Origin of the sequence: Duganella hordei, assembly GCF_040369125.1 — a bacterium.
GTDB lineage: Bacteria > Pseudomonadota > Gammaproteobacteria > Burkholderiales > Burkholderiaceae_D > Rugamonas > Rugamonas hordei.
Genome location: NZ_BPWI01000001.1, coordinates 938,096 through 950,812 on the forward strand (window position 1 = coordinate 938,096; position 12,717 = coordinate 950,812).

Genomic DNA, 12,717 nt, shown 5'->3' on the forward strand with positions numbered 1-12,717 from the left:
CCGGCCGGCCCTCCTGGCGTTATCGGCGCACGCTGTCTTGGTCGTCGTCATACAAAGAGCTGTCCTCGCTGCCCGGCCTGAGGATAGAGGTATCGTAGCTGGTGCCGGACGAGAAGCTGCTTATGCTGGACGCGTCATCATCGCGGGCCGTCGGCTCTTCCGCTCCGAACTTGTCCATCAGCTCTTGATCATGCCTGGCGGTGACCTTGGGCAGCTGCCCCTGAAGTGCCGCATTCCTCGAATCAATTCCGTACTGCGCCTTGAAGCGCTTGGCATCGTGCCGGACGACAGTACGGCGGGCCTCGTTCCGCGTCGCGGTATCCGCCGAGTCCATCGCGGGCGCATGGATACGCATCTTGTGCTCATGGTAGGACGCCTTGAGCGAAGGCACAACGTTGCGGATGCCAAAAACCATCGAGGTCAGCTTGCGGCGCTTGCCCATGATGTCTTCGTTATCGGCAAAATAGTCGCTGGCTTTGCGCGCCGCCCAGCCAGTCTTGGCCGGTGCCACGCCGGCCAGCTTGCGGGTCGGCCGATAGCCTTGATCCGTCAATTTTTCCAGGACAGCATCCGATCGCCGCGCATCCACCTCGGCAAACTTCCGGCCCAAGGCGACGTTGCCGCGCAAGGCGGCGGCATTGAGCGTGCGCATATCGCTGGCCCTGTCGGCCCGCCGCTGGAAGGTGGTATGCGCCTCGCCGTCGCGCTGGCTGATGCTGGCCGCCGCCTTGTAAATGCCTTGTTTGGCGTACAGCGTGGCATTGCGCAGGCCCACCGCGCCATACTGAACGGTGCGCTGCAAAGCCTTGTTCACGCCGGTCACGCCATGGTCCGACTGCAGGCTGGTGGTTTGGGCGATGGTCCGCGCCAGCAGCGGCGGCTTGTCGTAGCCGGCACGCACCCGATGACCATCCGGGCTGCTGAGAAATACCGCGTCCGGCCTGGGCAGCGCCACCTTCGCCAGGCCGGACGATGGTTGATATCCGTCTTCCTGAAGATAATCCTTCATGGTGCTGTTCGCGTCCTTGATCCGTGCCTGCATCTGCTGGTGGCTGCCTGCGTTATTGATGTCTTGTTTCATCCGCAGCCGATCCTGCTTGAACTCCGCCCTGGACAAGGCAATATCGTTGCGCAGGCTGCTCTCGGTGGAGGACACGCGTCGCGCCAGGCGGCTGTCGTTGATCTTCTGCCGCTGGTTCAGGTCGAACCGGCGCACGCTCTGGATGGCCTGCCCCATCCCCCGCACGTACTTGTTGCTGCTCGATAGCATCCGACTCGACAGCTGATTGCTCAGCGTTGGCGTGAACGTCGCGCGCTGCGCGGTCTTGGTTTGCGTGTCGTCCATGGGATGGTGGTAATAACCAGGTCCTTGTACACCGATAGTCATGTTGATTCTCCTTGCCCTGTTGCCGGCCTTATGCGGCGGCGTCCAGGAAATAGTGTGAGCGCCATGCGCCGGCCTGGCCGGACAAATTGGCGAATAAGCCCATGAGCTGCTCCGGCGCGACTTCGTCGACCCGGTATTGATACGCCAGCGTCACCTTCTTGCTGGGCGACAGCATGAAGGCCGGCGCGTTGCTGCCGTAGACAATCATGTTCGCTTCCAACAGCGCCTGATAGGCATCGAGCAGGCGGTCCTGCGGCGGCGTGCCGAAGTCGCAGTACACCATCACGTGGTCGGGACTGTTTTCTTCATCGTAAGCCAGATAGAAGTCGACACCGTCGACCTCCACCGCGTTGCCTTCGATGAGTTTTTCCGGTTGCGGCAGTTTGGCCAGGCGGCAGAAGCCGGTCGCCAGCTGGATATATCGTTCCTTGGACACGCGCATGCTCCTTCAATGGATGGTCGGGGGTCTCCATGAGTAGCGGCCCGCGCCGCGCGGTTCCGCCGCCATCGCGTCAAAAAAAATCCGGAACTACCTTTGCCGCCGGCGCTACTCAGCTTCAGACGGTGCCGCAGCATGCTCACGATGACCATGCCAGTACCGTCGGTTCGCTGATCCGACCATGCGTCGATGACGCTGCGAACCACCCAGCAACGGCGCCACGTTGGTGCCGTTCATCCGAACAACACTATATTTCGTAGACTGAGAATAAATATCATGGCAATCGTCAACCGCAGCCCTTCCCCCGACATCCACGCAATGGACGTCGTTCAAGACACGGCAACCACGTCCGCCGCCAAGCACGACCGTTCCGTTACGCCTGAAGCCACAACCAGCACCGCCACGCCGCCGACCCAATCCGCCCTCAAGCGCCAGCGCCTGTCGTCGCCGGTCGGACAAGCCGAGGCCGAAACTTCGCAGGCCGCCGTCAAATGGCCTGCAGGCGAATTCCAATCCGCACCATTCGTGCCGGCCGGCGCACAGACGCGGCGTGCGCAGACCGCCCACGCGGCGCAAACGGCGCCCCTGTCCACCAGCGGCCTGCCGCTGCCGCCGCTGAATCCGCAGTCCGTCGGCCGCTATTTCAAGCAGCCGGCCGGTAACTGGACCGTCGACCGCGGCCAGCTGGCCGATGTCGTTGCCCGCAATCTGACCAAGCTCGCCACCACAGCCCCGGAAAACCGGACCCAGCTGCACCTGGAGATCACGCTGCACTGGCACTGCCTGAGCGAGGCGGAACAGTGCAAGGTGCTTGAATCGCTGGGCACCGACCGCTCCAGCCTGCTGGGCAAAACCGCGCAGCCGGCGACATCCGAACAGGCGCGCACTCCGGTTCGCGACTGGCTGGAACACACCCTGGCCTTCATGCCGTCGGACCGCGCCAGCAGGCTGCTCAACGCCAGCAGCTCGGCGGTGCAGCGCAAACTGGAGACGCCGTTCAAGGCCAACACCGACCCGGCCGTCAAGCAAGCCATTTCGGAGCGCTTCACCGACCTGCGCATGACCATGCCGCTGGACCATATGTACGACTACACCGGCTTCTATTGGGACAACAACCGCAAGGTCGGCGAACTGCCGCCCGAGGTGGCCAAGAACCTGAAGGTCTGCGTCGTCGGCGGCGGGCCAGCCGGCATCCTCGCGGCCGACTGCCTGAACCGCATCGGCGTCAAGCCTGTCGTGCTGGAACAGGCCGACAAGATCGGCGGCCGCATCGCTTCCGAAACCTTGCAAGGCAAGGATGGCAGCACCACGCCGACCCGTTTGCATCCAGGCGGCATGCGCTTCCACACCACCCGCGGCAACGTGTACTGGAGCTTCGCCAAGCACTACAACCTGGACAACGTACCGTTCCCGAATCCGAGCTCGGTGCCGACTTCCTACCTGATCGGCAACGAGGTGCATGAAGCCGAGCCAGGCAAAACGCCGACCAATCCCGTCATGGCCAAGATCGCGCAGGATCTCGAACTGGCGCTGAATACGTCCCTGCTGAAGCCGATTCGCGATGCCCGCGACGCAGGCGACATCGCCACCTTCCGCCGCCTGTGCGACGAGGCCAAGAAGAAATTCGACCCGCTCAATTTCGAGAGCGGCATCAAGCAGTTGTTGAAGGAAAGCGGCGTCGAATGGAATGAGGAAGAGCAGAAAACCTTCGGTTCCGTGGGCATCGGCGTGGGCGGCTACAAGGGTTACTATAAAGTCGGTTTCCTGGAGGAGTTGCGCTTCCTGGTCGACGAACGCCTGGAACACCACGTCGGCCTGCTGCAGGGCGCCGACGAGCCGCTGCGCCGCGTGGTCGCCGACGCTGACGGTGTCGAGAATGGCTCGCTGGAAGATCAAGGCGCCATCAAGGTGAATACCGAAGTGACGAAAATCGCCAAGAAGGACGACAAGTATCACGTGACCTACACCGACCCGACGTCCAAGGAACCGAAGACCGAGGTCTACGATGAACTGTTCTTCGCCGGCGGTCCGCACGCCGCCAAGGAACTCAAGCTCACCAGCGAGATCGAAGGCCCCGGTGCGCTGATGTCGCCCGAACTGGCGCACGCCATCAATTCGGCCAACCTGGTCGGCGCGACCAAGATGGCGATCAAGATTCCGAACAGCGAGATCGCGGGCCTGGAGCTGCCCGGCAACCTGCAGGGCGACAAGCTGTTCCAGCAGTCGTACTTCCTCAAACCTGCGCCGGGTGGCAGCCACCACGTGCTGTACACCAGCTACACCCTGGGCACCAACTCCGACAAGGTGCTGGGCCAGAGCGCCGAGGACCAGCTGAAGACCTATATTGCGACCCTGCGCGAATCGGCCGGACAGAACCCCGACGATCCGGCCCACAAGAAACTGGCCAACCTGGCGACGCTGGTGGAGAACAACATGGAAAATGTCATGTACACCCACTGGAGCGAGAAGAAGCACTTCGGCGGCGCCTTCAAGATGGACGCGCCGAATGACCTGGACAACACCCGCGCGCTGTTCAGCGAGCCGTTCAAGGGCAACGACGGTGCGATCTTCATCGGCGAGGAGCATACCGCCGAAGGCGGCTTCGCCAGCGGCGCGGTGGCCTCCGCCATCCACGGGGTGCAGCAGATGATACTGCGCCACGACGGCAAGCTGCCGCCGAACTCCCCGCTGAAGCAGGAGGTGCTGTAAGCCGCGGCCCGGTATTTCTGCGACATTGACGCAACATTGATTTATACAATTTACTTGACACAGCGTTTGCTTTAGCCCGATACTAAATTCACACCGGATTTCCCATATCGCGAAATCCAGGTGGCAGCGGCAGCCAAGTCCAGCATCATTGGCCGCCGGCAAGACAGAATTTACGGTTGTGGCAGCAGTAACGCTGCTTTAAATACCGGGCTATAAAGCCCCCGATTTGCGCCTAGGCGCATCGGGGGCTTTTTTTTGCGTTTTTATTTCGCGTTAAGGGTGGCTATGGCAGCGCATATACCAAGTGCCGGATCGGTGAAGATCGCGTGCATACAAATGGAGCCGCACGTCGGCGACGTCGCAGGAAACCGGGCGGCCGCCGCGCGGTTCATCGAAGCTGCCGCGCGCCAGGGCGCACGGCTGATCGTACTGCCGGAGCTGTGCAATTCCGGCTATGTGTTCCGCAGCCGGGAAGAGGCGCTGGACCTGGCGGAAGACATTCCCGCCGGCCCCACCTGCCTGGAGTGGAGCGCCCTCGCCCGCCGGCTCGAGGTCTATATCGTGGCCGGCATCGCCGAGCGCGAAGGCACCGTCCTGTACAACACCGCCGTCGTCATCGGGCCCGACGGCTACATCGGCAAATACCGCAAGCTCCACCTGTGGAACGAGGAAAACATCTACTTCACGCCCGGCAATCTCGGCGTACCGGTGTTCGATATGCCGTTCGGCCGGGTCGGCGTCGCGGTCTGCTACGACGGCTGGTTCCCGGAAGTGTATCGGCTGGGGGCGCTGCAGGGCGCCGACCTGATCTGCGTGCCCACCAACTGGGTGCCGATGCCGGACCAGCCGCCCGGGCAGCATCCGATGGCGGTCACGCTGACCATGGCGTCGGCCCATTCGAACGCCTTGTTCATCGCCTGCGCCGACCGCGTCGGCGTCGAGCGCGACCAGGCCTTCATCGGCCGCAGCGTGATCGTCAACTGCGGCGGCTGGCCCGTGGCCGGGCCGGCCAGCCAGGACAACGAAGCCATCATCTATGCGGATCTGGACCTGTCCGAGGCGCGCAGCAAGCGGCGCCTGAATGAATTTAATCAGTTGCTCAGCGACCGCCGCGGCGATGTCTACGGCGATTACGAGGCGCTGACGAAATAACCGGGCGATGACGATCGCCCCGGCAGTAACCGGCGGCACGTGCTAAGGCGCGGGCAAGTGCAACCGGAATAAGCGGGACCATGACACTGGGATTTTTTCATATTAAAAGAGGGATAAGAGCAATGAAAAGCTTCGTAAGACTAGGATGTACCGGGGGCTGCACCGCGCTGGCGCTGGCGGCGCTGATGACACAGGTACACGCGCAGAGCAACGTCACTTTCTACGGCAACCTGGACACCGCCATCGGCAAATCCAGCGACACGCCGCTGACCATGGGGCCGGGGTATTTCAACTGGCTGGGCCTGGCGGGGACGGAAGACCTGGGCGGCGGCCTGAAGGCCGTGTTCAACCTGCAGATGCGGTTCAACCCCGACACCGGCGGCCTGTCCAATCCGGGCACCTTCTGGCAGGGCGAGTCGACGGTCGGCTTGAAGAGCGAGTCGCTCGGCACGCTGCGCCTGGGCCGCGCCATGTCGGCCGCTTGGCAATCGCTGTGGCGTCTGGAGCCATGGGGAAACGGCGCCACCTTCGCCACCCTGTCGGGCTATCAGACCGGCAGCTACAGCGCCGACGGCACCAACGACGTGGCGCTGAACTATGCCACCTTCGCCCGCATCAACAACGCCGTGTTCTACGACACGCCCAGCTGGAACGGCGCCAACATCACCGTTTCCGGCGAGGCGGAACTGGCGCCGGGCGCCCGCAAGCGCAACAAGGGCGCGGCGTTCAACTACGAGAGCGGCCCGGTGCTGGCCGTGGTGTCCTACGAGAAGAACCATGAGGACGATTCGATCGCCTACGCCGGCGGCACGTATACCGTCGAGAGCCTGAAAGTGTTCGCCAGCTATGCGCACACCAAGGTGCTCAACCTCAAGGCGGAGAACCTCTACCTGCTGGCCGCCACCTACGGCTTGAACGCGCACGACTCGCTGCGCGGCGGCTACGGCGGCAACAAGGGACTGGGCAGTCACAAGGTCAGCTTCGGCTACGTGCACGCGTTCTCGAAACGCACCAGCGTCTACGCCGATACCTGGACCGAACACCTGCGCGACAATGTGCACGGTTACGCGCTCGGCATCAGCCATTCGTTCTGAACATATTTGGGGAGCAAAAAAAATGCATAAGATAATCCAATTGAATGCGATGGCACTGGCCATCCTGTGCGCCGGCGCCACGATGGCGGCCGAGCCGATCAAGATCGGCGTGCCGATCGGTTTGTCCGGCGCCAACAGCGTGGTGGCGCCCGGCGTGGTGCAGTCGGCGCAGCTGGCGGTCGACGAGATCAACGCCGGCGGCGGCGTGCTGGGCCGCAAGCTGCAGCTGGAAATCGCCGACGACGGCTCGGGCGCCGTGGGCGCGCAAAAAGCCTTCGACTCGCTGGTGTTCCGCAAGAAGGTGGACGTGATCATCTCGATGGAAACCAGCGCCGCCCGCAACGCCGGCCTGCCCATCGTCAACAAGGGCAAGATCCCGTACATCTACACCTCGTTCTACGAAGGCCGCTCGTGCAGCCCATGGCTGTTCGTCAACGCCTGGGTGCCGGAACAGCAGGTGCCGCCCATCGTCCGCTACTTCATGCGCGACAAGAAGGCGCAGACCTTCTTCCTGGTCGGCAGCGACTACTCGTTCGGCCGCGGCATGCTGGAGTTCACCCGCAAGTTCATCGAAAGCCAGGGCGGCAAGGTGGTGGGCGAAGAGTACCTGCCGATGGACGGCACCGACTGGACCGCGGTGCTGAGCAAGCTGCGCGCCAGCAAGGCCGATGCGCTGATCACCTCGACCGCCGGCGGCGCGCCCAACGTGTCGCTGACCAAGCAGCTGCGCGCCACCGGCCTCAATCCGCTGTACGGCAACCTGGCGGTGGACGAAGGCACGGCCAAGAGCATGGGCGCCGACGGCCAGGGCCTGTATATTTCAGCGTCGTACGTGACCGGCATCGACAATCCGCAGAACAAGAAGTACCTGGCTGACATCGCGAAGAAATTCGGCGCCGACCTGAAGGTGCCGAACGATCTGTCGGTGCCGCAGTACGAAGCCATTTACCTGTACAAGGCGGCCGTCGAGAAGGCCGGCGGCACCGATCCGGCCAAGGTCAGGCTGGCGCTGGCCGAGGTGTCGCACGACGGCCCGCGCGGCCATGTGCAGATGTCCAAGCAGCACCATACGCCGCTGAAAATGTACCTGGGCCAGGTGCAGGCGGACGGCAGCGTCAAGGTGGTGCAGGACTTCAATAACATCGGCCCCGGGGAGCAATGTCCGGCAAACTAGGGCACCCGGCGTAAGTTGACAAGGAGCCGGGCCCCGCGCCCGGTTCCTGACGCAGAAAGTAAAACGAGGAGATGAAATGTCGTTGTTTTTGGATGTGATAAGTTCGGCCGCCATCCTGTATCTGGTGGCGGCGGGACTGCTGATGATCTTCGGTGTCATGAAGATCATCAACTTCGCGCATGGTGCGTTCCTGACCATAGGCGCCTACGCCAGCCTGGTGGTCACCCAGCTGGGACTGAACCCGTGGATCGCGCTGCCGGTGGCGATGGCGACGGGCTGGATCTGCGGCATGGCGATCGAGTACTTCATCGTGCGCCCGCTGTATGCGCGTCCGCTGGACGCGATCCTGGCCACCTGGGGCCTGGGCATCGTCATCGCGCAGCTGATCACGCTGAGCTTTGGGCGCGAGGCGCAATTCGCCACCAGCCCGGTGTCCGGACCGATGTCGGTGTTCGGCACCGAATATTCCGCCTACCGCATCGTGCTGATCGGCCTGGCCGCCGCGCTGGCGCTGGCCTTGAGCGTGCTGCTGACCAAGACCCGCTTCGGACTGGTCACGCGCGCCGTCATCATGAACGAGGAGCTGGCGCGCGGCCTCGGCATTCATTCGGGCCGGGTGCGCTTCTTCACCTTCAGCCTGGGCGCGGGCCTGGGCTGCCTGGCCGGCACCCTGATCACGCCGCTGTCCAGCGTCGATCCCAACATGGGGATACCATGGCTGATCAATGCCTTCATGCTGGTCATGGTGGCCGGCTCGTCCATGTTCGGCCTGGTCGCGGCTGCCGCGCTGTTCGGCGGCATCCAGGTGTTGTTGAGTACATTTGTCAGTCCGGTGCTGGGCGGTATCGCCATCGTGCTGTTGTCGGCGATCACGCTGCGCATTCGTCCGAAGGGGTTTTCTCATGATTAAGACATCAACCAAGGCCTCCAGCAAATCGCTGAAGCCGGTGTTCGGCGTCACGCTGGCGGCGCTGCTGATGGTGGCGCTGATGCCGTCGCTGCTCGACACCTATCTGCTCAACATCGTCATCCGCGCCTGCTGCTTCGCCATGGTGGCGCTGACCGTCGACATCCTGTGGGGCTACACCGGCATCCTGACGTTCGGCCAGTCGGCCTTCTTCGGCATCGGCGCCTACGCCGCCGGCCTGGTGTTCACCCATATGGGCTTCGGCGCCGGACCGGCCTGGCTGGCGCTGGGCATCGCCCTGGCCGGCGCCGCGCTGGTGTCGCTGCTGGTCGGCTGGCTGTCGTTCTACCAGGGCGCCACGCCCTTGTACGCGTCGGTCATCTCGCTGGTGCTGCCCATCGTCATGACGCAGTTGCTGTTCTCGGGCGGCACCTTCACCGGCTCGAGTTCCGGCCTGACCGGCTACACCACGATCGACCTGCCGCTGGACGCCTGGTTCTGGATCACCGGCGGCGCGCTGGTACTGCTGACCTGCGCCGCCTGGATTTTCGTCCACAGCGACGCCGGCAAGGTGCTGGTCGGCATCCGCGACAATGAATCGCGCTGCGAATACCTCGGCATCAATCCCTCGCTGGTCAAGATCGCCCTGCTGGTGGTCACCGCGCTGGTCGCCAGCGTGGCCGGCTTCGGCTACGCCTCCTTCAGCGGCGTGGTGGCGCCGGAACTGTCCGGCTTTGTGTTCGGCACCGAGATCATCATCTGGGTGGCGCTGGGCGGCCGCGGCACGCTGCTGGGCCCGGTGCTTGGCGCGATCCTGATCGAGACCGCCAGCGCCTACCTGAGCGGCAGCCTGCCCTTCCTGTGGAAACTGCTGGTCGGCATCGCCTTCGTGCTGGTCATCATCCTGCTGCCGCAGGGGCTGATGCCGCTGGCGCTCAAGCTGCGCCGCTTCCTGCCGCGGCGCGCGCGCACCGCCGGCCCGGCCCCGGTGCCGACGCTGACGGCGGCGCCCGACCGCCGCAGCGGCATCGACCGCATCGACCGCACCATTCCCGCCATGGAGCTGGCCGGCGTGGCCAAGCACTTCGGCAGCCTGAAGGTGCTGGAGGGCATAGACCTGACCGCCTATCCCGGCGAACTGGTCAGCCTGGTCGGCCCCAACGGCGCCGGCAAGACCACGCTGATGCGCTGCATGAGCGACGGCGCCGAGCGCAGCGCGGGCGACATCCGCATCGACCGCCACGACCTGCGGCAGCTGCCGCCGAGCCGCTGCGTCGGCTTCGGCATCGGCAGGAAATTCCAGACCGCGAACGTGTTCGAATCGCTGACCGTGGCCGAGTGCCTGCGCATCGCCCGCGCGCGCATCGAGACGCCGTCGCTGGTACGCGAGCGCAACAGCCTGTCGCTGCCGCCGTACGCGCTGGCGGTGCTGCGCGCCACCGAGCTGGACACCAAGCTCGACCGGGTATGCCGCAACCTGTCGCACGGCGAGCAGCAGGCGCTGGAGCTGGCGATGGTGCTGGCGCTGGAGCCGCGCGTGATCCTGCTGGACGAGCCGACCGCCGGGCTGACCAAGGCCGAGCGCACCAAGATCGGCCACATCCTGATCGAGCTGTCCAGGGACTACGGCCTGTGCTGCCTGCTGGTCGAGCACGACCTCGATTTTGTCCGCGAAATCTCGTCGCGCGTGGTCGTGCTGCACCAGGGGAAGATCGTCATGCAGGGCACGGTCGACGAGGTGGTGGCGTCCGAGCTGGTGCAGTCGGTGTACGCCGGCCACGCCGCCCCGGCGGCCGAACACAACAACGCCACACAGGAGAGCATGGCATGAGCGACGCGGCATTGGCATTACACGACATTTCCAGCGGCTACAAGGACGCCATCGTGGTCCGCAACGTGAGCCTGTCGATCCGGCCCGGCGAGATCGTCGCGCTGGTCGGCAAGAACGGCATGGGCAAGACCACGCTGCTGAAATCGATCATGGGCTACCTGCCCAAGCGCGGCGGCTCGGTGACCCTGTTCGGCAAGGATGTGACGCGGCAGCCGGCGCACCGCGTGGCCCGCGCGCAGATCGCCTACGCGCCGCAATCGCGTTCGCTGTTCCACGACTTGAACGTGCGCGACAACCTGCGGCTGGGGCTGGCCAAGGACAGCCTGTTCGACCAGCGCTTTGCGGAGGTCGAGCACCTGTTCCCCTTCCTCAAGGGGCGCATGGCGCAGCGCGCCGGCACGCTGTCGGGCGGCGAGCAGAAAATGCTGCTGATCGCCCGCGCGCTGATGGTGCGGCCGGCGCTGATCCTGATCGACGAAGTCACCGAGGGCATGCAGCCGTCGGTGATCGACCGGGTCGCGGCGGCGCTGCTGCACCAGCGCGCCACGCACGGCACGGCGATCCTGTTCGTCGAGCAGAACGTGCAGTTCGCCACCACGGTGGCGGACCGCTACGCGCTGCTGAAGCTGGGCGAGATCGTGCAGACCGGCGACACGCGCGGCGCCGACGCCCAGCGCGACATCATGCGACACTTGAGCGTCTAGGAGGACCACCATGAACATGCTCCACGGCGCGCAGCTCGCGCGCCAGATCGAACTGGGCGAGATCAGCCGCCACGACGTCATGGCCGGCGCCATCGGCCGCATCGCCGCGCACGACGCCGAGACCCAGGCCTTCGTCGCCGTGCTCGAACCGACGGCGGCGCTGGCGCTGGCCGGGCAGGCGCGCGGCCCGCTGGCCGGGCTGCCGGTGGCGGTCAAGGATATCTTCGACACCGCCGCGCTGCCCACGGCCTACGGCTCGCCCATCTACGGCGAGCACCGGCCGGCCGCCGACGCCGCGATCGTGTCGCTGATACGCCGCGCCGGCGGCGTGGTGGTCGGCAAGACGGTCACCAGCGAGTTCGCCTACATGGCGCCGACCCCGACCAGGAACCCGGCCGACCCGCGCCGCACGGCGGGCGGATCGTCCTCCGGCTCGGCGGCGGCGGTGGCGGCCGGCATGGTGCCGTTCGCCGTCGGCACGCAGACCGGCGGCTCCACCATCCGGCCGGCGTCGTTCTGCGGCATCGCCGGCTACAAGCCGACCTACGACCTGTTCCCCACGCCGGGCATGAAGTGTTTCTCGTGGTCGCTGGACACGGTCGGCCTGTTCGCGGCCGGCGTGGCCGATGTGGCCTGGTTCGCCGAAACGCTGATCGGCCGGCCGCTGCGGACCGACGCGGCGGCGGACGACCTGCGCGGGCTGGTGGTCGGCGTGCCGGCGGCCTATCCGTGGGAGGCGCCGTCGGCCGGCGCCGCCGCGGCGGTGCGCCGGGCGGCCGACGCCATCACGGCGCGCGGCGGCAGCGTGCGGGCCATCGCGCTGCCGTCGTGGTTCGACGCGCTGTATGCGGCCCATGCCACGCTGCAGCAATACGAGGCCAGCCAGTCGCTGGCGTTTGAATTCGACCTGCACGCGGCGCGCTTGTCGACGATGCTGCGCGATTTCCTGCGCGGCGCGGCCCACGTCACGCCCGCGCAGTACGACGCCACGCGCCAGCTGATCGCCGCCGCCCGCCAGCGGACCGCCGAGCTGTTCGACGGCGTCGACGTGCTGATGACGCCCAGCGCGCCGGGCGAAGCGCCGCTCGGCTGGGCCTCCACCGGCGAGCCGACCTTCAACAAGGTGTGGACGCTGCTCGGCACGCCCTGCGTCAGCGTGCCGGGCCTGAGCGGCGCCGAAGGCTGCCCGATGGGAATACAGATCATCGGCCAGCCGTGGCAGGACCGGCGCTGCCTGGCGGCCGCCGAACAGGTGGAGGCGGCGATACGGGCCGCCCTGCCCCGGCGCGGCCCATGAACGGCCTTGCGCGACGTTTGTTC

10 protein-coding genes are annotated in these 12,717 nt (G+C 65.4%); 8 read left to right on the top strand and 2 right to left on the bottom strand.

Features of this window, described 5'->3' with window-relative positions:
* Positions 1–19: 19 nt before the first annotated feature.
* Complete coding sequence (locus ABWW33_RS03915) at positions 20–1,387, bottom strand: hypothetical protein (protein ID WP_353399108.1); 1,368 nt, start codon at positions 1,385–1,387, stop codon at positions 20–22.
* Between the two features lie 28 nt (positions 1,388–1,415).
* A complete protein-coding gene (locus ABWW33_RS03920) occupies positions 1,416–1,823 on the bottom strand; it encodes a CesT family type III secretion system chaperone (protein ID WP_176650747.1) in 408 nt (135 codons plus the stop codon).
* A gap of 279 nt (positions 1,824–2,102) precedes the next feature.
* Here ABWW33_RS03920 and ABWW33_RS03925 point away from each other — a divergent pair, with 279 nt between their 5' ends.
* The 8 genes from ABWW33_RS03925 (at position 2,103) to ABWW33_RS03960 (ending at position 12,694) form a co-directional block, all read left to right on the top strand.
* Complete coding sequence (locus ABWW33_RS03925) at positions 2,103–4,535, top strand: flavin monoamine oxidase family protein (protein WP_353399111.1); 2,433 nt, start codon at positions 2,103–2,105, stop codon at positions 4,533–4,535.
* 285 nt (positions 4,536–4,820) lie between these two features.
* Complete coding sequence (locus ABWW33_RS03930) at positions 4,821–5,687, top strand: nitrilase family protein (protein ID WP_353399114.1); 867 nt, start codon at positions 4,821–4,823, stop codon at positions 5,685–5,687.
* A 122-nt stretch (positions 5,688–5,809) separates the two neighbouring features.
* The gene (locus ABWW33_RS03935; RefSeq protein WP_353399117.1) at positions 5,810–6,781 is read left to right on the top strand and encodes a porin; all 972 of its coding nucleotides are present in this window, start codon (positions 5,810–5,812) and stop codon (positions 6,779–6,781) included.
* Positions 6,782–6,803: 22 nt separating this feature from the next.
* Positions 6,804–7,955, top strand: coding sequence for a substrate-binding protein (locus ABWW33_RS03940; protein ID WP_176650744.1), 1,152 nt, complete (start codon positions 6,804–6,806; stop codon positions 7,953–7,955).
* A 76-nt stretch (positions 7,956–8,031) separates the two neighbouring features.
* Positions 8,032–8,865 carry a branched-chain amino acid ABC transporter permease gene (locus ABWW33_RS03945; RefSeq protein WP_176650743.1) on the top strand — a complete coding sequence of 278 codons (834 nt, stop codon included), beginning with the start codon at positions 8,032–8,034 and terminating at the stop codon, positions 8,863–8,865.
* A complete protein-coding gene (locus ABWW33_RS03950) occupies positions 8,858–10,693 on the top strand; it encodes a branched-chain amino acid ABC transporter ATP-binding protein/permease (RefSeq protein WP_444550976.1) in 1,836 nt (611 codons plus the stop codon). Before ABWW33_RS03945 ends, ABWW33_RS03950 begins: the two co-directional genes overlap by 8 nt.
* Positions 10,690–11,397: an ABC transporter ATP-binding protein gene (locus ABWW33_RS03955; protein WP_353399121.1), complete on the top strand. Its 708-nt coding sequence runs from the start codon at positions 10,690–10,692 to the stop codon at positions 11,395–11,397. Before ABWW33_RS03950 ends, ABWW33_RS03955 begins: the two co-directional genes overlap by 4 nt.
* Before the next feature lie 10 nt (positions 11,398–11,407).
* Positions 11,408–12,694, top strand: a complete 1,287-nt coding sequence (locus ABWW33_RS03960) for an amidase (RefSeq protein ID WP_353399123.1) — start codon at positions 11,408–11,410, stop codon at positions 12,692–12,694.
* Positions 12,695–12,717: the final 23 nt, after the last annotated feature.